This window comes from Bradyrhizobium sp. MI1.11, assembly GCF_055811255.1.
Window position 1 is genome coordinate 1 of record NZ_JBVVPM010000056.1, and the last position, 21,422, is coordinate 21,422.

Consider the following 21,422-nt stretch of genomic DNA (forward strand, 5'->3'; position numbering starts at 1 on the left):
TATTTTTTTTTTTTTAAAACACCCCGCCGCCCCCCAGCCTAAAACCTCTCTATGTCCCGCTGGCGCGGGCGGGGGGGGGGCGCGGCGCGCCCCCGCCACATGTTGCGTGCGCTCCGGTGGGACGGGCATGCCCCACCTTTCGCATCAGACGGGTGAGCGTCCCGTCAGAAGTGGACCTCGGTGCGCATACCAAGAACCACGGCATTGTCGGTCTTCACGCCCACGGCGTTATAGCCGCGCCCGCCGGGATTGATGACATATTGGGCGTCGAACTTGAGGTTCAGCCAGCCGGTCGCCTGCCATCCGTACCAGACCTCGAGCGGCACTTCGTTGCCGCCGGCGTTGGGACTGAGGGCCGCCGTGTTCACGTGGGTCGTGCCCACCGCGAAGCCGACTTCGTCCTGGGGACGCCAGGAGAACGTTCCGGTATGCCGGAAGCCCAGGGCGATCTGGTAATCCTGGAACGACGTCCGGTGATCGGCGACGGTCGTGTTGAGGAATGTGTACCAGCCTACCGCACCGGGACCGTCAACAGTCAATCGTTGCAGGATCGACTCGTAGACGCCGAAGCGGCCGCGTTGATCGCTGATATTTTGATCCGGCACGCCACCGACGCCCGGGATGGTGCTGATGACACCCGGAAGGCCGCCATCAATAGACGAGGCGCTGTCGTACCAGCCGCCAAGTCTCCAGGTCCCGGTCAAGGGCCCCTTCGGCGTCCAAACCAATTCCACCGGCACCATCACGCCACTGGCGCGATTCGAGGCGGGAATGCCGGGCAAGAAGTAGACGCCTGGGTCCGACGTCGTCAGGTAACCCGGATTGGCGTCGTAGACACCGACCGACACTGTGAATTCCGGCGCGATCTTGTAGTGGACGACCCCGGCCCATTGGCTCACCGGCCAATTGTAGATGTAGCCGCCCTGGATGTTGCCGGGCTGGCCGCCGCAGAAGGTCAGGTTGATGAACTCGCACAGGCCGAAGAAGAAGTCCGAGCCGACCGGAAGACGGCCGCCTTTGAGTTCAAGGCGGTCATCGAAAAGCTTCTGCGAGTAGTAGAGCTGCGTCAGGCGCAGAATATTGCCGCGGCCGAACACTTCGTTCGTCAGCTGCAGGGCGGGAATGTCCGCTTCGGTATTCAGATTCTTGCCGAAGCGATCGACCAGCGTGAGACCGACGGTGCCGCCGGGGATGCCGGCGAGTTTCCCCATGTCCAGCTTCGCGCCAAACCACAACTGACCGGCGTTGGCTGCGGTGTTCCTGCTTCCACCGGAGAGATTGCCGACGGATTCGTTACCGAGCGTCAGGCCGATATCGATGCCCTGCTCCTTCAGCCTGGTCCTGCCGAGATCGCCGAACAGATACGGTCTCGTCCAGAAATCGTCAGCCGCATAAGGAACAGGTGCAGCTTTCGTCGAAAAATCGGCCGCATATACTCCACCGCAAAACAGCGATGAGAAAGCAATCCCCACACCGCACACCCCTGCGGTGTTTATAAACCTGCGCAACATTTGTCTCGTCCTCCCGCCGTCTCAGGCTTTGCTTGTTTCGCCTTCACGCCCCTGCCCAAAGCCCTCGAGCCTGGAACGCGCTCCCTCCCCCAGCGGCCGCCGACCAGGCGGCCTTGTGTCAACTGGAGCGTGGATCTGTCATGCCCGATCACCCGTTCTCGCCGGCAATGCATCCGCGGGGCGCGGTGACGCGCCTTGGACTTGCTCGGCCAATGTCGATTTCGGCGCCGCACGGGCGAGGCCGGCCAGCGCCAGCTTGCGGCGCCGTCGTGCCTGCAATTGCTGATCCGCCAACACGCCGATCAGAATGACCGTGCCCATCACCGCGAAGTTCAGCGAGTTGGGAATGCCCAGGATGTTCACGAGGTTCTGCAACACCTGCAGCAGCGCCGTGCCCAGCACGATACCGAGAATAGACCCCTCGCCGCCGCGCAGGCTGCACCCGCCCAGGACGGCGGCCGCAATCGCGTAGAGCTCGTAGAAATTGCCGAAGGAGCTCGGCGAGACCGAGTTCGTGTAGAACACGAACAAGACTGTTGAAACTCCGGCGAGCCCGCCGCTGATGATATAGGCGGTTGCGATCACGACGTTTGTGCTGATGCCCGAGAAGCGCGCCGCCTCCTCGTTCTTGCCGACGGCATAAAGCCAGCGCCCGTAGACCGAGCGGTGCAGCAGCACAGCGAGGATCAGCGCAAGGACGATCAGGAGGATGAAGGTGTTCGGGATTCCCGCCACATTGCCCGAGGCGATGTTGCTCAGTGTCGCCGCCTCGTCGCCATAACCGAAGCCGCGGGTCGAATCGCTCGTGTAGTAACGGGCGGCGCCGCGATAGATCAGCAACCCACACAGCGTCACGATGAAGGGCTGCATCTTCAGCCGGGTGATCAGGAACCCCTGGATGCCGCCAAGCACCAGCCCGCCCAGCAGCACGGCCGCCAGCGCCAGAGGCCACGGCACGTCGTAGGTCGTCAGAAGGTCGACGAACACGACGCCGAGCAGCGCAAACATCGAGCCGAGCGACAGGTCGATGCCGCCGGTGATGATCACGAGCCCCTCGCCGAGCGCGAACACACCGAACAGGCCGATCAGATTGGCCATATTCAAAAGGTTCACCAGCGACAGGAAGGCGGGATTGATCGCGCCCGTGATGGCGGCGATCACCACCAGCAGCAATCCCAGACCGAGCTCTTTCCTGATCATGGCGCGGCCGCTTCCGCGGTTTCCAGCGCCTGGCCCATGGCCAGTCGCAATACGTTGTATTCGCTGAACTGCTCCCGCTCGAGCACGCCGCTGACGCTGCCTTCATGCATCACCGCCACCCGGTCGGAGACGCCGATGACTTCCTCCATGTCCGACGAGATCATCACGATCGCGACGCCATGGTCGGCGAGGTCGCGCATCAGCGCGTAGATCTCGCTCTTGGCACCGACATCGATGCCGCGAGTGGGCTCGTCGAAGAACATCACGCGCGGCTTCATGGACAGCCATTTGCCGAGCACGACCTTCTGCTGGTTGCCGCCGGAGAGCGTCACCACCTCCATGTCGATGCTCGGCGCCTTGATGGAGAGGCGCCTGACCTGCTCTTTCGCGACCTTGCGTTCGGCCGCGCCGCTGACCAGCCACATCCGCGCATGATCCAACAGGCTCGCCAGCGTCATGTTCTCGCGAATCGGCAGCTCCAGCACGAGCCCGGATTTCTTGCGATCCTCCGGCACCAGATAGATGCCTTGGCTGATCGCGTCGCGCGGCGATGCGATTGCGATCGGCGCGCTGTCGATCCTGATCTCGCCGCCCAGCAGCGGGTCAACCCCGAAGGCCGCGCGGGCAAGAGAGGTGCGGCCGGCGCCTACCAGCCCCGCCAGGCCCAGGATCTCGCCATGCCGCACGGAAAGATCAACCTGCCGGTCGGGAAAAGCCGATGTCACGACGCCGACGATGTCGCAGCCGCCCGGCTGCGGCGGGTATTTCGGCGGAGTATGCAGCGCTTTCAGGTCGCGGCCGATCATCAGCCGGATCATCGCGGCATGGCTTAGCTCGTTCCGCGCCAGCTCTCCCACCGTGCGGCCGTCGCGCAGCACCACGACGCGGTCGGCGCAGGTCATGATCTCGCCGAGCCGGTGGGAGATATAGATCACCGAGATGCCGTGTGCCTTCAGGTCGGCAATCACCTCGAGCAGCCGTTCCGTCTCCGAAATCGTCAGGCTGGAGGTCGGCTCGTCCATGATGATCACGCGGGCGTCGATCGAGAGCGCCTTGGCGATCTCCACCATCTGACGCTCGGCGATGGACAGGTCTTCGACCAGCGTATCCGGCGCGAAATCCGCACCCAGCCGCTCCAGCAGCGGCGTCACGCGGGCGCGCATCTGCGCGCTGTCCACCAGCTTCAGCGGCCCGCCCATCAGCTTCTCGCGCCCGATGAAGACGTTCGCGGCGACGTCGAGATTCTCGAACAGGTTCAATTCCTGATGCACGAAGGCGATGCCGGCCTGCGTCGCCTCGTTCACCGTTATCCGCGCGTAGTCGTTACCGCCGATGCGGATCACACCCTCGCTCGGCGCGATCACGCCGCCGAGCACGCGCATCAGCGTCGACTTGCCGGCGCCGTTCTCGCCGATCAGGCCCAACACCTCGCCGCGGTACACCCGCAGGCTGACGTCATCGAGGGCCATGACCCCGGGATAGGATTTGCTGATCCCGGCGAGTTCGAACAGGATTTCCGCCATTCATTTCCTCCCGCACGACGCCCGGCGGACGTGCCGCCGGGCGCCTGATACTCACTTCTTGAGGAGGTTCTTCATGTCTGCGGTGAATGCCGCGACGTTGGCCTTGCTGATTACCTTGGTCGGCACGATCAGCTTGCCGCCCGCCGGGATCCAGGACTTGTCGCCGTTCAGCGTCTTGATGATGTTGGTGGCGGAGAGATAACCGAACTCGTAGGGCTGCTGCACCACCGTCGATTCGATCGTGCCGTCGGAAACGCCCCGCAGCGTGCGCTGGTCCTCGTCGAAGCCGACGATCTTCACCTTGCCGGCCTTGCCCGCCGCCTTGACGGCGTCGTAGATCAGCGGTGTCTCGTAGCTCCAAAGGCCGGACAACAGCGCGATGTCGGGATATTTGACGAGCACGTTCTCCATGTTCGCCTTGGCCTTGGCGAAGTCCACCTGGTCGGTGAACACGTCGACCAGCTCGACCTTGGTGCCGGCGATCGCGTCCTTGATACCCTGCACCCGCTCGCGGGCATTGTCCGCATCCATCGTGCCGACGAACAGCGCGATCTTGCCGCCGTTCGGCAGCGCCTTCTTGATCTCCTCGCCTGCTTGGCGTCCGGCCGCGACGTTGTCGGTGCCGATATAGGCAAGGCGATTGCTCTGCGGCGCGTCGCTGTCCGTCGTGATCAGCACGGTCTTGGCCGCAACCTTGTTGAGCTCTTCGGTTGCGTGCGGCGCATCATCCACCGAGATGGAAATGCCGGCGACGCCGCGCACCAGCAGGTCGTCCAACTCGCGCCGCTGGCCGGCCGCGGTGGCCTCGTTGGTGACGATCAACTGGATGTCGTATTCCGGGTGCTCCTTCTGAGCCTTCTCGAGCCCACGGCCCGCGATGGTCCAGAAATCGGCCGCGGCATTGGTGACCAGCGCAATGGTCTTTTTCTGCTGAGCCTGCGCCATCCCCGTGGCCATCGCGAGCGCGGCGGCGGTCGCGAGCAGCGGCACTATCAATTTCTTGATTGATCCGTTCATGTGTATCTCCCTTTGTTCACCCACTCCGGGGCTTCACAGCGCTTTTGCGCCCTTATTTTATTTACGCCGCGAAGAAATGACGCAGCGTAAAGTGTCAAGATCAGGATGTACGAGCGTCTTATTCAAGCGTAAATAGTACATAAGGTACGATATTAGTAAACATGGCGCCCAAAGACGTTTTCCGAATGTGCTTTTTACGCCACAGTACTGCACCGCGCGCATATTAAATTCACCAACAGAATTAAAGGGGCAACATGGTTGACCAGACTGAGCCGCCGAGACGCGTTTCAACCGTGGCCCGCGGCTCGAACCGTGGTCGCCTGGTCGAAGTCTTGCGACGCCAAGGGCCGTTGCCGCGTGTGGAGCTCGCCCGGAACACGGGATTGAGCTTCCCGGCCGTTTCAGGCCTGACGTCGCGGCTGATCGCGGAAGAGATGCTGTGCGAGACCGAGACAGCGGCAACCGCATGGTCCGACGATCCCGACGAAGAGGATGCGGACGGGCCGAATGGCCGTCGCCGCGGCCGGCCGGCCGTGCTGCTGACCTTGAACCCGGAGTTCGGGCGCATCGTCGCGATCTCCGTGCGTATGAACCTGATCGAGACGCTGATCGCGGATTTCCGGGGCTCCGGCGTGGCGCAGTCGCGACTTGCACTGTCGACGCGCGCGCTCGATGCAGGCGCGCTGCGCGATCTCGTGATCGCGCAGATCAATGCGCTGCTCGATGCGACGGCGACGCCGCGCCATCGGCTATTGGGAATCGGGATTGCGCTGCAAGGCATCGTGAACGTCGACACCGGCACGACGCTGTGGAGTCCCGCGCTGTCGATCACCGAAGTCGATCTGGCGACGCCGATACGTCAGGCGTTCGGGGTCGAGGTCGTGATGGCGAACGACGCTGTCGCGGTCGCGCTCGCCCTCACGTCCGCCGAACCGGCATTGGCGCAAGGCCTCTCGGCCACGATCATGGTCGGTCACGGCATCGGGATGGGCGTCGTTGCCGATGGTGAAGCACGCTGGGGCGCCGGCAGCGAGATCGGCCATGTCAAGCTGGCGCCGGACGGCCCGCAATGCCGCTGCGGCCAGCGCGGCTGCATCGAGGCTTATCTTGCCGATTATGCGCTCTACCGCGACGCCCGCACCTTTCTCGATCTGCCGCCGGCGGACTCGCAGCAGCCGTCCGAAGGACAGATGGCTCTGTTGCGCGAGCGTGCGCTGGGCGGCGATCCACGTCTCGAGCAGCTGTTCCTGCAGGCAGGTCGCGCCCTCGCCGAGGCGGTCGCCGCAACGATATCGGTGCTGCGCCCACACCATGTCATCCTGGCGGGTCCAGGCCTGATGGCATTCGACATGATGCGCCACGCCTATGAAGAGCGGCTCGAGCAGTCGGTGTTGCCATGGCTGCTCAGGTCCACGGCGATCCATCTGCGTCCAAGCGAATCGACGGTCATTGTCGAGGGCATGGTGCGGCGGACGCTGCGGGTCGTGGACCAAAACCACATGGAAGCGACCGAGTAAGCGCCGCGAGCTAAGCGCTGGCTGGGGCGGGAGGGATCGAACCTCCGAATGGCGGAATCAAAATCCGCTGCCTTACCACTTGGCTACGCCCCATCAGGCCCGTGGGAACGGCGGCGACACGAGCGCCCGCGGATTCCCTCGAGTGGTGCCGGTCTATAGGGAGAGGCGCGGCATTTCAACCGCCCGGAGGGGCAAAATACCACAGGCGCCGGCGGCGCCGCGCCATGCCTGATAGGGGCGCTACGCCACCCCGCTCTCGACGGCCGCTCCGCCACCCCTCCTGACAGTTGAGACCTCCCCCGTTTCATGGGAATACGGCGGCAAGAACTGTCTCCCCGGGAGTGAGCCATGACCTACCGCGCGCCGATCTCTGACATGCTGCTGTCGCTCAACCACGGCGCCGGCCTGAAGGCTGCCATGGAGGCCGGCCATTACGGCGATTTCGACGGCGATATCGTGAGCGCCGTGCTGGAGGAAGCCGGCAAGTTCGCAACCGACGTGCTGGCGCCGCTCAACAAGGTCGGCGACGAGCACGGGATCAAGCTCAGCGACGGCAAGGTCACGACCGCGCCGGGCTGGCCGGATGCCTACAAGCGCTGGACCGAGGGCGGCTGGAACGCGGTCTCCGGCCCCGAGGATTTTGGCGGTCAGGGCCTGCCGCTCGCGATCAACGCCGCCTGCACCGAGATCTGGAGCGCCGCCAACGTCGCCTTCGGCCTCTGCCCGCTGCTGACGGCGTCGGCGATGGAGGCTCTGGACGCGCATGGCAGCGATGAGCTGAAGAAGATCTATCTCGAGAAGCTCGTCTCCGGCGAATGGACCGGCACGATGCAGCTGACCGAGCCGCAGGCCGGCTCCGACGTCGGCGCGCTGCGCACCCGCGCCGAGAAGCAGGCCGACGGCACCTATCGCATCAAGGGGACGAAGATCTTCATCACCTATGGCGAGCACGACATGACCGACAACATCGTGCATTTCGTGCTGGCGCGCCTGCCGGACGCGCCGGCCGGCACCAAGGGGATATCGTTGTTCCTTGTGCCGAAATTCATGGTCAACGAAGATGGCTCGCTGGGTGCGCGCAACGACATTTTCGCAAGCGGCGTCGAGCACAAGCTCGGCATGCATGCCTCGCCCACTTGCACCATGACAATGGGCGATCATGGCGGCGCCATCGGCTTCCTGGTTGGCGAAGAGAACCAGGGCATGCGCTGCATGTTCACGATGATGAACCAGGCCCGCCTCGGCGTCGGCCTCGAGGGCGTCGGTGTTGCCGACCGCGCCTATCAGCAGGCATTGTCGTACGCACAAGAGCGCAAGCAGGGCCGCGCCCTCGGCAACAAGGGTGACGGCTCCGATGCGATCTTCGTGCATCCCGACGTCAAGCGCATGCTGATGCGGATGCGGGCGCAGACCGCGGCGGCGCGCACCATCTGCTATGCGACCGCCGTGGCGATCGACGTCTCGACACGCGCCAGCGATCCGAAGGTCCGCGCGGACGCTGCCGCGCGCGCGGCGCTGCTGACGCCGATGGCCAAGGGCTATTCCACCGATGTCGGCAACGAGGTCGCCTATCTCGGCGTGCAGGTGCATGGCGGCATGGGCTTCATCGAGGAGACCGGCGCGGCACAACACTATCGCGATGCCCGCATCACCGCGATCTACGAGGGCACCAACGGCATCCAAGCCATCGACCTCGTCACGCGAAAGCTCGCGGCCAACGGCGGCGCAGCGGTGTGGGCGCTGCTCGACGAACTCTCGGCCATCGTGAAGCAGGTCGAAGCTTCCAACGATCCCGCCTTCGGCACCACGGGCGTGAAGTTGCGCGAGGCACTGGAGGCGCTGACGCGCACAAGCAAATGGCTGCTGGAGCGGGTTGCGTCCGCGCCGAACGAGGCGCTGGCCGGCGCGACGCCGTATCTGCAACAGTTCGGCGCCACGCTTGGCGGCTGCATGCTGGCATCCGAAGCGCTCGCCGCGAAATCCCATGGCATCACGGACGCCGCGCGCTACGTCTCGCTGGCGCGCTTCTTCGCCGAGAACATCACCGTGCAGGCCGGCGCGCTCGAGCGAACCGTGACGGAGAGCGCGGAGTCGGTCGCGGCGGCGGATGTGGTATTGTTGGGGTAGCTGGGACAGCGTAGTCTGGATGAAGCGCAGCGTAATCCGGCGCTGTCATCGCTTGTGGCACGAATCCCGGATTGCGCTGCGCTCCATCCGGGCTACGAAGCCGCGAGCTTCGTACGTCGCCCCGGCCGCCACAGCACCACGCCCGCCGCCAAAAGGTCGAGCACCACGCACATCGCAAATGCCATCGTGTAATCGCCGGTTACGCTGCGCACGAGACCGACGATGCCGGGGCCGAAGGCACTGACGATGCCGCTGATCGACGTGCCCAGTCCCATCGCGGCGGCGAAGGCGCTCGCGCCGATCTCGCGCTGGATGATCAAGGGCGGGAACGTGATCATGTTGCCGATCGAGAAGCCGTAGACGGCGCAGCACACGAGCAGCACGGTCGGGTTCGTGCTTTGCAGAAGTACGAACAGAGCCGCCGCCTGGCTCGTCATCGATGCCGCGCAGGCGAGCCGCGGATCGAGCCGGTCGACGAACAGGCCGAGCGACAGGCGCCCGACCACCGCCATCGCCGCCATGATGGTGACCGCAAGGCCCGCACTGGCGCGGCCGATCAGCGGTTCGAGAAACGTCACCTGGTGGATGATGAATCCCATCTGCGCCAGCAGCGCGACCGCGATCGGCAGCACCATGGTCCAGAACGCCGCGTTGGCGAGCAGCGTCTTGCGCGAGTGAACCGCAGGCAAGGCAGTGCCGCCAGCGGATGAATCCCCACCCGACGTCGGCGGCATTTCGGTCCGCCAGCCGGTGAAGATGACCACCACCGGCAGCACCAGCACCACCATCGCGAGCGTGGCTGCCAGCATCGCGGAACGGAAGCCGATGCTGGCGCTCAGCGACAGCAGCAGCGGCACGAGGACGATGCCGCCGCAGGTCGCGCCGTTGTAGGCGAGGCTGAGCGCGAGCCCGCGGCGCCGTTCGAACCAGGAGTTCAGCACGGTCGCGATCACCACCGTGCCCATGCCGGTCCAGCCGACCGACATCAGCGCATAGGCGAGATAGAGCTGCCAAGGCGTCTGCAGCAGCGCCAGCAGCACCGTCGAAGCGCCGAGCGCCGACAGGCCGCACAGGATCAGCGACCGAAGCCCGATGCTGGCGAGCAGATCGTCGGTGAAGATGACGAGGACGGCAGTCAGGAGAAAGGAGAAGGTGCTGGCCGCGGAGACCAGCGTGCCCGGCCAGCCATGGGCGCGCTGGAGTTCGGCGAGATAGACGCCCTGGCCGTAGAGGCCGAAGCCGAACATGAAGAAAGCCATCAGGAAGCAGGCCAGCACGACGCGCCAGCCGCGATAGTGCAGCGAGGATTCGTCAACACGAGTGGCAGCAATCATCAATCAGGCAATCGGCCAAATGGAGCGGCGCGAGGCGATCGTGCACCACAACCAGGGGTTTTTCAATCGAAAATGGCAGCTGATTATTGCAACGCGTCACACGGCGGGAGCGTGATGCGCCCGTCTCGGGCGAATTCGACCTCCAAAAGGTTGAGCGAGCGCATTGGCACGCCTGCAAGATGATGTAGGCTGACGTTTCGCGAGTCTAGCCAATGTCAGTATCGCGGCGACCGCAGGGGCCCCCTCATGCCGAATGGCAATATCGTCGTCACCGAAGAGCGCGGAACACGCGTGATCACCCTGCGTCGCCCGAGCAAGAAGAACGCGATCACGCAGGACATGTATCGGGAGATGAGCCGCGCGATCGACACCGCGCAGAACAATCCCGACATCCGCTGCATGATCATCACCGGAGGCTCCGGCGTGTTCACCGCCGGCGATGATATCGACGATTTCATGCACGCCGACACGTCGCGCCCCGAGACGCTGTCCGACGGCGCCAAGTTTCTCTATTCGCTCGCCCTCAACGCCAAGCCGGTGATCGCGGCCGTGGACGGTGCATCGATCGGCATGGGCACCGTGATGCTGTTCCATTGCGACTATGTGCTGGCCTCGAACGCGGCGACCTTCTCCGCGCCCTACATCCATCTCGGGCTCGTGCCGGTCGGCGCGTCCAGCCTCTTGATGCCGAACACGATGGGCTACCAGCGCGCCTTCGCCATGCTGGTGATGGGGCGGACTTTTACGGCCGCGGAAGCGCATGCCGCCGGCTTCGTCAACACCGTGGTCTCGCCGGGACATACCGAGGTCGAGGCGCGCAAGGTGGCGCGCGATATCTGCCGGCTGCCCGCCGAAGCGGTCGCGACCTCGCGCAAACTGCTCCGCGTCGCATCCGAGGAGCTCACCCGCCGTATCGACCAGGAGGCCCATTTGTTCGGCGAGCGGCTGAAGTCGGAAGAAGCCACCGCCGCGTTCAACGCGTTCGCGAGCAGGAAGAAGAAAAAGTAGGCTGTCGTCCGGCGCAGCGCCGCGGAATGACGGCGAGAACTTTCGTGAAATCTTCGTGCGGACCGACTAGTCTGGTTTCATGCAACATGTTCTCCGCCTGACCGTCTTCGCGCTCGCGCTCGCCGCCCTGCCCGCGTCCGCCCAAACCGCCGCACCCGTCGAGCTGCGCATCCTCGCGATCAACGATTTCCACGGCAATCTGCGCCCGCCGCCGGGCGGCATCCGGATCAGTGATCCCGAGGACAAGTCCAGGAAGGTGATGGTGGCGGCCGGCGGTGCCGAATACATGGCGACGCTGGTGAAGCAGCTGCGCGAGGGACACAAGAACACGATCTTCGTCGCCGCCGGCGACCTGATCGGCGCAAGCCCGTTCCTGTCGGCGATGTTCCACGACGAGCCTTCGATCGAGTCGCTCTCGATGATGGGGCTCGCGATCACCTCGGTCGGCAATCACGAATTCGACGAGGGCAAGACCGAGCTGTTGCGGATGCAGAACGGGGGCTGTCATCCCGTCGACGGCTGCCAGGGGCCGCACCCCTTCACGGGCGCCAAATTCCGCTATCTCGCGGCGTCCACCATCGAGACCGCGACCGGCAGGAGCGTGCTGCCGCCTTACGAGATCAGGGAGTTCGAAGGCATCCCCATCGCCTTCATCGGGCTGACCTTGAAGGACACCGCGGGCATCGTCTCGCCATCAGGCATCGCGGGCCTCGAATTCCGCGACGAAGCCGAGACGGTGAACGCGCTGGTGCCGCAGCTGAAGGCGCGTGGGGTCGAGGCGATCGTGGTGCTGATCCATCAGGGCGGCGAGCCGGCCGGCGACTACAACGAATGCCCTGCCATTACGGGGCCGATCGTCGACATCGTGAAAAAATTCGATCGCGCCGTCGACGTCGTCGTCAGCGGCCACACTCATCGTGCTTATGTCTGCGATATTGACGGGCGGCTCGTCACCAGCGGGGACAAATACGGTACGCTGGTCACCGCGATCGACCTCAAGCTCGATCCTGTAACCCGCGACGTCGTCAGCGCCCGGGCCGAGAACGTCCTCGTCGCCAACGCCTCGCTGCCTAGAGATCCCGAGCAGACCGCACTGATCGATGCCTACGACAGGCTTTCGGCGCCGATCGCCAATCGCCCGGCTGGATCGGTGACGCAGACGCTGTCACGCGTGCCCAACGAGGCCGGAGAAAGCCCGCTCGGCGACGTCATTGCGGACGCGCAGCTCGCCGCGACCAGGGACGCCAAGGATGGCGGCGCCGTCATCGCGCTCACCAATCCCGGCGGTATCCGCACCGACATCGTCCCGAAGGAGAACGGCGCGATCACCTTCGGCGACGTTTTCGCCAGCCAGCCGTTCCGCAACCGGCTCGTCACCATGACGCTCACGGGCAGCCAGCTCAAGGACATGCTGGAGCAGCAATGGCTCGATCCGAAGCGGCCGCGGATTCTCCAGGTCTCGAACGGGTTCAGTTACGCCTGGGGTGCGGCGAAGCCATTCGGCGAGCGCGTGATCAACGAGAAGATGACGCTCAATGGCAGGCTGATCGAAGCCGGAAGCGGCTACCGCGTCACCCTCAACGATTACCTCGCTGTTGGTGGCGACGGCTTTACGGTCGCCAAACAAGGCACGGGGCCGCAATATGGCGGCTACGACGCCGACGCGCTGTTCGCGTTCTTCAGGGCGCACGGACCGATCGGGCCGCTGCCGCTGAGCCGCATCCTGCGCGTGAATTGATCCGGATCAAACGGGCCGGTTCGGGACACCCTTTGCCATTCCCGGGGGAACGCATAGATTGGGTTTTGCATTTGCGTTTTGGCGCCGGATGCGCCAAGCGACGTCGAGAGCCCGCATCCCATGAGGCCGACTGATGAGTACGCTTCTCCTCTCCCACAAGGCCTGCCTCGACCACGTCACGCCGCCGGGACACCCTGAAAGGCCGGACCGCCTGCGCGCGGTGGAGGAGGCGCTGTCGCATGAGCGCTTCCAGTTCCTGGTGCGCGACCAGGCGCCGGAGGGCGATCTTGATCTCGTCACGCTCTGCCACAACGAGCACTATGTCACGGAGCTGCGCCACATCGCGCCGACCAGCGGCCTCGTCTATATCGATGGCGACACCTCGATGTCGCCGGGCACGTGGGAAGCGGTGATGCGCGGCGTCGGTGGCGCGGTCGCGGCGACCGAAGCGGTGATGAATGGCGAGCATCGCAACGCCTTCGTCGCGGTGCGCCCGCCCGGCCACCACGCCGAGATCGGCAAGCCGATGGGCTTCTGCTTCTTCGACAACGTCGCCATCGCCGCGCGCCACGCGCAGCGCAAATACGGCATCAAGCGCGCGGCCATCGTCGATTTCGACGTGCATCACGGCAACGGCACGCAGGACATCTTCTGGTCGGACCCGACCGTGATGTACTGCTCGACGCACCAGATGCCGCTGTTTCCGGGCACCGGTGCCAAGAGCGAGCGCGGCGACCATGACACCATCGTCAACGCGCCGCTCGCCTCCGAGGACGGCGGGCCGGAATTCCGCATCGCGTTCGAAAGTTTGATCCTGCCGCAGCTCGAAAAATTCAGCCCGGAGCTGCTCGTCATCTCTGCCGGCTTCGACGCGCATTATCGCGATCCGCTGGCGTCGCTGAATTTGCGCGCGGAGGATTATGCCTGGGTGACGCGCAAGCTGATGGACCTCGCCGACAAGACCGCCGGGGGGCGCGTTGTTTCTGTGCTCGAGGGCGGCTACGACCTGCAAGGACTGAAAGAATCTGTTACGGCGCATGTCGGCGCCCTGATGGGCGCCTGACACACCCGCCACATTGCGCCCGCAAAACTTTGCTTTCTCCGACATGAAGCGAATCGGGCAATCGGAAACTTATATGGCCGAAAATACCCAAATCGACATCTCCAGGCTGACCTTCGAACGCGCCATCGAGGAGCTCGAAACCATCGTGAAGCGGCTCGAGGACGGCAAGGTGCCGCTCGAGGAATCCGTGACGATCTACGAGCGCGGCGAGGCCCTGAAGCGCCGCTGCGAGGAGTTGCTGCGCCAGGCCGAGGCGCGCGTCGACAAGATCACCACCGATGCCAGCGGCCAGGCCACCGGCACCGCGCCGCTCGACGTCCAGTAAGGGCCGCCTTCAAAGCCGCCTATCTCACGCAGCGGGCACCGGCAATTTTTCATGATCGCACGCCGCCGTCGGCGTTGTTGTTGCTGCTGCTGCTTGATTCAAGGGAACCGGCACTCTGGAGATCACGGAACCTCCCGCAGAGGGTCCCTCGCCCTCCTAAATCCGTCTAAAAATAGCTTCCCCACGCCAAAAACCTTGCCGAGGAACCGGGCAAGCTTGGAACCCTTCCGCTGGCGCTGGGATTAACCACTCTGGCCCGGGGGTTGCAGGTGCATGCCCGTAATCGGCCCAGCGGGTTGGCTTTGGCCCAAGCTTTGGTGTAAAGCTGCGCGGAGTGTGGCTTTTTGTAAGCCTTGCGTAGGCACTGATTACCGACGACAAGCGCTTCAAACTGCTGATGAATTGGCTGGGATGGACGAAGCCGATCTAAGTGACAGGGATCACAGAGACTGAACCGGAGAGCACTTAAGCTCACCTAAGCTTGAAGACGGGGCTTTGCCCCATGCAGGTGGCTCCGACGGTTTAAGGACTCGCGCTGCGCCGATATTGAGCAAACCCATCGCGCACCGGAACAATCTTCCGGCGCTGACAAATTGGAAATCGCCGTGAACGCATATAGTAAAACGCCGCTTCTCGACACCATCCGGACGCCGGACGACCTGCGCAAGCTCAAGGTCGAGCAGGTTCGCCAGGTCGCCGACGAGCTGCGTCAGGAGACCATCGATGCCGTCTCGGTGACCGGCGGTCACTTCGGCGCAGGCCTCGGCGTGGTCGAGCTCACCACTGCGATCCATTACGTCTTCGACACCCCGCGCGACCGGCTGATCTGGGACGTCGGCCACCAGGCCTATCCGCACAAGATCCTCACCGGCCGGCGCGATCGCATCCGTACCCTGCGCACCGGCGGCGGCCTGTCCGGCTTCACCAAGCGCAGCGAGAGCGATTACGATCCGTTCGGCGCCGCGCATTCCTCGACCTCGATCTCCGCCGGCCTCGGCATGGCCGTCGCGCGCGACCTCTCCGGCGGCAAGAACAACGTTATCGCCGTCATCGGTGACGGCGCGATGTCGGCGGGCATGGCCTACGAGGCCATGAACAATGCGGGGGCGATGAACTCGCGCCTGATCGTCATCCTCAACGACAACGACATGTCGATAGCACCGCCGGTCGGCGCGATGAGCGCCTATCTGTCGCGGCTCTACTCCGGCAAGACCTATCGCACGCTGCGCGATGTGGCCAAGCAGATCAACCAGCGCCTGCCCAAGATCCTCGCCAACCGCGCCAATCGCGTCGAGGAATATTCCCGCGGCTTCATGATGGACGGCGGCACGCTGTTCGAGGAGCTCGGCTTCTATTACGTCGGCCCGATCGACGGCCACAACCTCGACCATCTCCTGCCCGTGCTGAAGAACGTGCGCGACATGGAGACCGGCCCGATCCTGCTCCACGTCGTGACGCAGAAGGGCAAGGGCTACGGCCCGGCGGAAGCCTCCGCCGACAAGTACCACGCCGTGGTCAAGTTCGACGTCGCGACCGGCACCCAGGCCAAGTCCAAGCCGAACGCGCCGGCCTATCAGAACGTGTTCGGCCAGAGCCTCGTCAAGGAAGCGGAGAAGGACGACAAGATCGTCGCCATCACTGCGGCGATGCCCTCCGGCACCGGCGTCGACATCTTCAACAAGGCGTTCCCGGACCGCACCTTCGACGTCGGCATTGCCGAGCAACACGCGGTGACGTTCGCCGCCGGTCTCGCCACCGAAGGCTACAAGCCTTTCTGCGCGATCTACTCGACCTTCCTGCAGCGTGGCTACGACCAGATCGTGCATGACGTCGCGATCCAGAGCCTGCCCGTGCGCTTCGCCATCGACCGCGCCGGCCTCGTCGGCGCCGACGGCGCCACCCATGCCGGCTCGTTCGACAACGCCTATCTCGGCTGTCTGCCGAACATGGTGATCATGGCGGCGGCCGACGAAGCCGAGCTGGTGCACATGGTCGCAACCCAGGTCGCGATCAACGATCGTCCGAGTTCCCTGCGCTATCCGCGCGGCGAAGGCCGCGGCATCGAGATGCCCGAAATCGGCGTTCCGCTCGAGATCGGCAAGGGCCGCATCGTCCGCGAGGGCAGCAAGATCGCCCTGCTCTCCTTCGGCACGCGCCTTGCCGAATGCGAGAAGGCCGCCGACGAGCTCGCGGCCCACGGCCTTTCGACCACGATCGCGGATGCGCGCTTCATGAAGCCGCTGGACACCGAGCTGGTGCTCAAGCTCGCGCGCGACCACGAGATCCTGATCACGATCGAGGAAGGCTCGGTCGGCGGTTTCGGCTCGCATGTCGCGCAATACCTGACCGACCAGGGCGCGCTCGACAGCGGCCTGGTGCGGTTCCGCACCATGGTGCTGCCCGACGTGTTCCAGGACCACGACACCCCGGCGGCGATGTACGGTCGTGCCGGTCTCGACGCCAAGGGCATCGTCGCCAAGGTGTTCGAGGCGCTCGGCAAGGACGTCAAGGCCGAGACGGTCAAGCTCGCCTAACAGCGAGCTTCGAGCTTCCGCGAAGCAGCTCTGATGAAAATCTATCTGGCAGGCCCCGACGTGTTCCTGCCAGATGCGGTCGAGATCGGCCGGGAGAAGGTCGCGATCTGTGCCGCGCACGGCCTTACCGGCCTCTATCCCCTCGACAACGACATCGACCTCGCCGCTCCCGACGCCTCGCGGCGGATCTTTTGCGGCAACGAGGCGATGATGGACGCGGCCGATGCGATCATCGCCAACCTCACGCCGTTCCGCGGCGCCAGCGCCGATCCCGGCACCATCTACGAGCTCGGCTACATGGCCGGCCGCCGCAAGTTTTGCCTCGCTTATTCCAACGACGGCGCCGCCTATGCCGACCGCCTCAGCCGCTTCATGGACGTGACGTCCGAGGACGGGCGGCTGGTCGACGCGCAGGGGCTGACGGTCGAGGATTTTGGCCTCGTCGACAATCTCATGATGATCCACGCGCTGGAACTGCATGGCTGCCCGCTGGTGACGCCGGCGCAGATGCCGATCGACGTCTGGCACGATCTGGCCGCGTTCGAGGCTTGCGTCCGGATGGCGGCCGCGCGATTGATCGCTACATAAGCGCCTCTGGCGTCTTCGGAGAGATGATGTCCCCTGCCCGCAAGCGCGCGGATGTTCTGCTGGTCGAGCGCGGCCTGTTCGAGAGCCGGGCGCGGGCGCGCGCGGCGATCGAGGCCGGCCTCGTCACCGCCGACGACAAGCAGGTCGCAAAGCCGTCGGAGACCATCGCCGAGGACGCCGTGATCCAGGCCGAGCCCGCGTACCCCTACGTCTCCCGCGGCGGCGTCAAGCTCGCCGGCGCGCTGGAGCGCTACCCGATCGAGATCGAGGACCATGTCTGCCTCGACGTCGGCGCGTCCACCGGCGGATTTACCGAGGTGCTGCTGGCGAACGGCGCGAGTCTCGTCTTTGCCGTCGATGTCGGCACCAGCCAGTTGCATCCCTCGCTGCGCGGTCACTCCAAGATCGTGTCGATGGAAGAGACCGACATCCGCGCCTATGACGGCAAGCGTTTGCCGGCGCGGCCCGATGTCGTCGTGATCGACGTCAGCTTCATCTCGCTCAAGACGGTGCTGCCCGTGGCGCTGTCGCTGGCGGCCGCGCCGATGAGCCTGCTGGCACTGATCAAGCCGCAATTCGAGGCGGACCGGAAGCACAACAAGAAGGGCATCGTCCGCGACGCCGCCGTGCACCGCGAGATCTGCGACGACATCGCCGCCTTTGCGGCCTCGCTCGGCTGCACCGATATCGAGGTGTTCCCGTCGGCGATCACCGGCGGCGACGGCAACATCGAATTCTTCCTGGGCGCGCGCCGTGGTTGAGCGCGTGACGATCGATCACGTCGGCCATCGCGGCGACGGCGTCTCGCTCGACGCTGGTGATGCCGTCTATGTGCCCTACACGCTCGGCGGCGAGACCGTCGAGGTCGATCGTGTCGTCGGCAACCATCCTGATCGCCGCAAGCTGCTGGCGGTGGATGTCGCCAGCCCCGAGCGCGTCGCGCCGTTCTGTCCGCATTTCGGCGTCTGTGGCGGCTGCGCGATCCAGCACTGGGCGACTGAACCGTATCACGCCTGGAAGCGCGGCATCGTGGTCGAGACCCTGGCCCAGGCCGGCATCGACTGCGAGGTGGCGCCGCTGGTCGATGCCCACGGTGCGGGACGCAGGCGCATCACGCTGCACGGCCGGTTGGGCACCCATGACATCCTCAAGGTCGGCTTCTCGGCTGCGAGCTCGCACGATGTCATCCCGATCGATCGTTGCCCGATCCTCGATCCCGGGCTCGAGGGCGCGCTCGATGCCGGTTGGGCGCTCGCCGAACTGCTGACGTCCAAAATGCTGGTGACGAAGCCGCTGGACATCCAGGTGACCGCGACCGCCAACGGTCTCGACGTGGACGTGCGCGGCTCCGGCCCGCTGCCAACGCCGCTCGTGACGGCGCTGTCGCGCGTCGCCGAGCAGCATCGCCTGGCACGGCTGACACGGCACGGCGAACTGGTGCTGCAACGCCTGCCACCGACCCTGCAGATGGGCCGCGCCGAGGTGACGCTGCCGCCGGGCTCGTTCCTGCAGGCCACCGTCGCCGGCGAAGAGACGCTTGCGTCGCTGGTCGCGGAGCGCGTCGGCAAGGCCAAGAACGTTCTCGATCTCTTCTGCGGCGTCGGGCCGTTTGCGTTGCGGCTCGCCGAGAAGACCCGCATCAGCGCCCATGACAACGACGTCGGCGCCATTGCAGCGCTCGAAAAAGCAGCACGCACGCCGGGGCTCAAGCCGATCAAGGCCGAGCCGCGCGACCTGTTCCGCCGTCCCCTGGTGGCGCCGGAGCTGCGCGATTTTGACGCTGTCGTGTTCGACCCGCCACGCCAGGGCGCACAGGCGCAGGCCTTGAAGCTCGCCGCGAGCAAGGTGCCGGTGGTGGTCGCGGTCTCCTGCAATGTCGCGACCTTTGCTCGCGATGCGCGGCTGCTGATCGATGGCGGCTACAAGATTGACGTAGTCGTGCCGGTGGATCAGTTCCGCCACACGCCGCATGTCGAGCTCGTTGCGAAGTTCACGCGCTAGTTAGCGCCGAAGGCCACTCAACGCCGGCGACTCGCCGGGCAGCATGTTCGATCTGAGATCGCTATCCATGCGGCCCGAGTCCTGCTGGGTGAAGCCGGCGCCGAACGACAGGCTGAGGTTGGAGGTCGGCTTGAACTCGACACCCGCAAATGCGCCGTAGCCGGGCGAGGCGCTGGAGGTGAGCGGCGCAAGCGAGCTGCCGATGCCGTTGCCGTATTTCAGGGTGTCGAAACCGGCAAAGAACGTGACGGGCATGCCGCCCGCGGTCTTGGTGTTGTAGCCGAATTGCGTGCTGTCGTAGGAGAGCGCGCTGAAATTGCCGCTCAGTCCGGCCGGGCTGAGGCCGCTCCAATTGAGATTGCCATGCTGGCTGCCGACAAAGAAGCCGTTCGCAAAATTGCTGCGGCCGCTTGCGTCGGCGCCATTGAAGCTCGGGAAATTGCCGTAGCTGTCGGCGCTCTGGCCGGCAACGCCGCCGAAGCCGAAAGGTCCGCCGGGGATCCAATATTGCAGGGGTGCGCCTTGCGCATGAGCCGGCGCTTCGCCGAGGCAGAGCAGGGCAAGAAAAACCGCGAGACCGCAAGAGCGTGTAAGCCTGGACATCCAAATAACCGTCGAAAAGCTTGCGAATTATACCCACCAGACAGCATGAATGCCAGCATAGCGACACCAGTCTTCCCTTGAGTTCCGGGATCACGTTTTCCTGCCAGTTTGAACTTCCCGCATGCCGGATTGACCCACCTAAGGGGGCGCGTCAGCACGGAGGCTGTCATGGAGGTCAATTCCGACAGGTTGAATGCCTTTATGGGCAAGATGGTCACCGAATTCGGGGCAGCGATGAATGCGTCGCTGGTCCTGCTCGGGGACAAGCTCGGTCTCTACCGTACCCTTGCCGCCAAGGGACCGATGAACTCGTCCGAGCTCGCAAGCGCCACCGGGACGGCGGAGCGCTACGTCCGCGAATGGCTCGCGAGCCAGGCGGCATCCGGCTACATCGAGTACGATTCCGCTTCGGCAAAATTCTCGATGCTGCCGGAGCAGGCGATGGCGCTTGCCGATGAGGACAGTCCGGTGTTCCTCGGCGCGTTCGGCAATGTCATTGCCTCGGCGTTTCTCGACGAGCCGAAGGTCTCGGACGCATTCAAATCCGGCAAGGGCGTCGGTTGGAACCGGCGCAGCGAGTGCCTGTTCTGCGGCACCGCCCGCTTCTTCCGGACCGGGTACATGCATCATCTGGCGCAGGAATGGCTGCCCGCGCTCGACGGCGTCGTGGACAAGCTGAAGCGCGGCGCCAAGGTCGCCGATGTCGGCTGCGGGCACGGCGTCTCGACACGGCTGATGGCGGAAGCCTTCCCGAACTCCCGCTTCTACGGCTTCGACTATCACGAGGGTTCGATCGAGGCCGCGCGAAAGGCGGCCACCGAAGCCAGATTGGGCGACCGGGTCAGCTTCGATGTTCATTCCGCCAAGACCTATCCGGCCGAGGGCTATGATCTCGTCTGCTTCTTCGATTGCCTGCATGACATGGGCGATCCCGTCGGCGCCATCGGCCACGTGCGCGAGACCATGGCAAAGGACGGCACCTGCATGCTGGTCGAGCCGTTCGCAGGCGACCGCCTCGAGGACAATCTCAACCCGGTCGGGCGGGTCTATTATGCGGCGTCGACCATGATCTGCACGCCGGCCTCGCTCGACCAGGAGGTGGGCCTCGGACTGGGCGCGCAAGCCGGCGAGGCAAGGCTGCGCAAGGTCGCGCGAGAGGGCGGACTGACGCGCTTCCGCCGCGCAGCTGAAACGCCCTTCAATCTGATTCTGGAGGCGCGGATCTGATCTTCCCCATTCCGGCGCGTGGCTGCGGCATATGGCCATGCCGATGCTGCAGCCACGCCTGGCGCCGACATCGTTGCCTCGCTCGCGCGGCAACGTAAGCTCGCCG

18 protein-coding genes and 1 tRNA gene are annotated in these 21,422 nt (G+C 64.9%); 12 read left to right on the top strand and 7 right to left on the bottom strand.

Going from position 1 to position 21,422, the window contains the following annotated elements; genetic code table 11:
• Positions 1-164: 164 nt before the first annotated feature.
• The 4 genes from AC0L30_RS34650 to AC0L30_RS34665 all read right to left on the bottom strand — a co-directional run bounded on the left by AC0L30_RS34650 (position 165) and on the right by AC0L30_RS34665 (position 5,251).
• The gene (locus tag AC0L30_RS34650; protein ID WP_007594179.1) at positions 165-1,511 is read right to left on the bottom strand and encodes a carbohydrate porin; all 1,347 of its coding nucleotides are present in this window, start codon (positions 1,509-1,511) and stop codon (positions 165-167) included.
• 138 nt (positions 1,512-1,649) lie between these two features.
• Positions 1,650-2,711, bottom strand: coding sequence for an ABC transporter permease (locus AC0L30_RS34655; protein WP_007594180.1), 1,062 nt, complete (start codon positions 2,709-2,711; stop codon positions 1,650-1,652).
• Positions 2,708-4,234 (bottom strand): sugar ABC transporter ATP-binding protein, encoded by a 1,527-nt coding sequence (locus tag AC0L30_RS34660; protein WP_473406245.1) that lies wholly within the window; start codon positions 4,232-4,234, stop codon positions 2,708-2,710. The genes AC0L30_RS34655 and AC0L30_RS34660 overlap by 4 nt, the downstream gene beginning before the upstream one ends.
• Positions 4,235-4,285: 51 nt before the next feature.
• Positions 4,286-5,251, bottom strand: a complete 966-nt coding sequence (locus AC0L30_RS34665) for a sugar-binding protein (RefSeq protein WP_007594182.1) — start codon at positions 5,249-5,251, stop codon at positions 4,286-4,288.
• Positions 5,252-5,505: 254 nt separating this feature from the next.
• On the opposite strand from AC0L30_RS34665, the gene AC0L30_RS34670 reads away from it, so the two are divergent.
• The gene (locus AC0L30_RS34670; protein WP_219685146.1) at positions 5,506-6,768 is read left to right on the top strand and encodes an ROK family protein; all 1,263 of its coding nucleotides are present in this window, start codon (positions 5,506-5,508) and stop codon (positions 6,766-6,768) included.
• Positions 6,769-6,786: 18 nt separating this feature from the next.
• Here AC0L30_RS34670 and AC0L30_RS34675 read toward each other — a convergent pair.
• Positions 6,787-6,861 (bottom strand) — tRNA-Gln (locus AC0L30_RS34675).
• A 255-nt stretch (positions 6,862-7,116) separates the two neighbouring features.
• On the opposite strand from AC0L30_RS34675, the gene AC0L30_RS34680 reads away from it, so the two are divergent.
• Positions 7,117-8,895: an acyl-CoA dehydrogenase gene (locus AC0L30_RS34680; protein ID WP_007594641.1), complete on the top strand. Its 1,779-nt coding sequence runs from the start codon at positions 7,117-7,119 to the stop codon at positions 8,893-8,895.
• Positions 8,896-8,987: 92 nt separating this feature from the next.
• On the opposite strand, the gene AC0L30_RS34685 is transcribed toward AC0L30_RS34680, so the two are convergent.
• Positions 8,988-10,229 carry an MFS transporter gene (locus AC0L30_RS34685; RefSeq protein ID WP_007594642.1) on the bottom strand — a complete coding sequence of 414 codons (1,242 nt, stop codon included), beginning with the start codon at positions 10,227-10,229 and terminating at the stop codon, positions 8,988-8,990.
• On the opposite strand from AC0L30_RS34685, the gene AC0L30_RS34690 reads away from it, so the two are divergent.
• The 9 genes from AC0L30_RS34690 to AC0L30_RS34730 all read left to right on the top strand — a co-directional run bounded on the left by AC0L30_RS34690 (position 10,216) and on the right by AC0L30_RS34730 (position 19,486).
• Positions 10,216-10,344 carry a hypothetical protein gene (locus AC0L30_RS34690; RefSeq protein WP_256375804.1) on the top strand — a complete coding sequence of 43 codons (129 nt, stop codon included), beginning with the start codon at positions 10,216-10,218 and terminating at the stop codon, positions 10,342-10,344. The genes AC0L30_RS34685 and AC0L30_RS34690 overlap by 14 nt on opposite strands.
• A gap of 131 nt (positions 10,345-10,475) precedes the next feature.
• Entirely contained in the window at positions 10,476-11,237 is a 762-nt protein-coding gene (locus AC0L30_RS34695; protein WP_007594643.1) for an enoyl-CoA hydratase-related protein, read from the top strand.
• Between the two features lie 79 nt (positions 11,238-11,316).
• Positions 11,317-12,975 carry a bifunctional metallophosphatase/5'-nucleotidase gene (locus AC0L30_RS34700; protein WP_473406246.1) on the top strand — a complete coding sequence of 553 codons (1,659 nt, stop codon included), beginning with the start codon at positions 11,317-11,319 and terminating at the stop codon, positions 12,973-12,975.
• Positions 12,976-13,108: 133 nt separating this feature from the next.
• On the top strand, positions 13,109-14,038 hold the full coding sequence (locus AC0L30_RS34705; protein ID WP_007594645.1) for a histone deacetylase family protein: 930 nt from the start codon (positions 13,109-13,111) through the stop codon (positions 14,036-14,038).
• A 73-nt stretch (positions 14,039-14,111) separates the two neighbouring features.
• Positions 14,112-14,363, top strand: a complete 252-nt coding sequence (locus AC0L30_RS34710; protein WP_007594646.1) for an exodeoxyribonuclease VII small subunit — start codon at positions 14,112-14,114, stop codon at positions 14,361-14,363.
• Positions 14,364-14,968: 605 nt separating this feature from the next.
• Positions 14,969-16,897 (top strand): 1-deoxy-D-xylulose-5-phosphate synthase, encoded by a 1,929-nt coding sequence (gene dxs, locus AC0L30_RS34715; RefSeq protein WP_007594649.1) that lies wholly within the window; start codon positions 14,969-14,971, stop codon positions 16,895-16,897.
• Between the two features lie 33 nt (positions 16,898-16,930).
• Positions 16,931-17,485, top strand: a complete 555-nt coding sequence (locus AC0L30_RS34720; protein WP_007594651.1) for a nucleoside 2-deoxyribosyltransferase — start codon at positions 16,931-16,933, stop codon at positions 17,483-17,485.
• Between the two features lie 26 nt (positions 17,486-17,511).
• A complete protein-coding gene (locus tag AC0L30_RS34725) occupies positions 17,512-18,246 on the top strand; it encodes a TlyA family RNA methyltransferase (protein WP_007594653.1) in 735 nt (244 codons plus the stop codon).
• Positions 18,239-19,486, top strand: a complete 1,248-nt coding sequence (locus tag AC0L30_RS34730) for a class I SAM-dependent RNA methyltransferase (protein WP_007594655.1) — start codon at positions 18,239-18,241, stop codon at positions 19,484-19,486. The genes AC0L30_RS34725 and AC0L30_RS34730 overlap by 8 nt, the downstream gene beginning before the upstream one ends.
• On the opposite strand, the gene AC0L30_RS34735 is transcribed toward AC0L30_RS34730, so the two are convergent.
• On the bottom strand, positions 19,487-20,089 hold the full coding sequence (locus tag AC0L30_RS34735; protein WP_007594657.1) for a hypothetical protein: 603 nt from the start codon (positions 20,087-20,089) through the stop codon (positions 19,487-19,489).
• 168 nt (positions 20,090-20,257) lie between these two features.
• Here AC0L30_RS34735 and AC0L30_RS34740 point away from each other — a divergent pair, with 168 nt between their 5' ends.
• The gene (locus AC0L30_RS34740) at positions 20,258-21,316 is read left to right on the top strand and encodes a class I SAM-dependent methyltransferase (protein ID WP_473406247.1); all 1,059 of its coding nucleotides are present in this window, start codon (positions 20,258-20,260) and stop codon (positions 21,314-21,316) included.
• The last annotated feature ends 106 nt before the right edge of the window (positions 21,317-21,422 follow it).

Coding starts and splice junctions, on each gene's coding strand:
- AC0L30_RS34735 (WP_007594657.1), bottom strand. CDS start 20,089: ATGTCCAGGCTTACACGCTCTTGCGGTCTCGCGGTTTTTCTTGCCCTG.
- AC0L30_RS34705 (WP_007594645.1), top strand. CDS start 13,109: ATGAGTACGCTTCTCCTCTCCCACAAGGCCTGCCTCGACCACGTCACG.
- AC0L30_RS34740 (WP_473406247.1), top strand. CDS start 20,258: ATGGAGGTCAATTCCGACAGGTTGAATGCCTTTATGGGCAAGATGGTC.
- AC0L30_RS34695 (WP_007594643.1), top strand. CDS start 10,476: ATGCCGAATGGCAATATCGTCGTCACCGAAGAGCGCGGAACACGCGTG.
- AC0L30_RS34710 (WP_007594646.1), top strand. CDS start 14,112: ATGGCCGAAAATACCCAAATCGACATCTCCAGGCTGACCTTCGAACGC.
- AC0L30_RS34650 (WP_007594179.1), bottom strand. CDS start 1,511: ATGTTGCGCAGGTTTATAAACACCGCAGGGGTGTGCGGTGTGGGGATT.
- AC0L30_RS34720 (WP_007594651.1), top strand. CDS start 16,931: ATGAAAATCTATCTGGCAGGCCCCGACGTGTTCCTGCCAGATGCGGTC.
- AC0L30_RS34660 (WP_473406245.1), bottom strand. CDS start 4,234: ATGGCGGAAATCCTGTTCGAACTCGCCGGGATCAGCAAATCCTATCCC.
- AC0L30_RS34700 (WP_473406246.1), top strand. CDS start 11,317: ATGCAACATGTTCTCCGCCTGACCGTCTTCGCGCTCGCGCTCGCCGCC.
- AC0L30_RS34665 (WP_007594182.1), bottom strand. CDS start 5,251: ATGAACGGATCAATCAAGAAATTGATAGTGCCGCTGCTCGCGACCGCC.
- AC0L30_RS34680 (WP_007594641.1), top strand. CDS start 7,117: ATGACCTACCGCGCGCCGATCTCTGACATGCTGCTGTCGCTCAACCAC.
- AC0L30_RS34725 (WP_007594653.1), top strand. CDS start 17,512: ATGTCCCCTGCCCGCAAGCGCGCGGATGTTCTGCTGGTCGAGCGCGGC.
- AC0L30_RS34655 (WP_007594180.1), bottom strand. CDS start 2,711: ATGATCAGGAAAGAGCTCGGTCTGGGATTGCTGCTGGTGGTGATCGCC.
- AC0L30_RS34670 (WP_219685146.1), top strand. CDS start 5,506: ATGGTTGACCAGACTGAGCCGCCGAGACGCGTTTCAACCGTGGCCCGC.
- AC0L30_RS34685 (WP_007594642.1), bottom strand. CDS start 10,229: ATGATTGCTGCCACTCGTGTTGACGAATCCTCGCTGCACTATCGCGGC.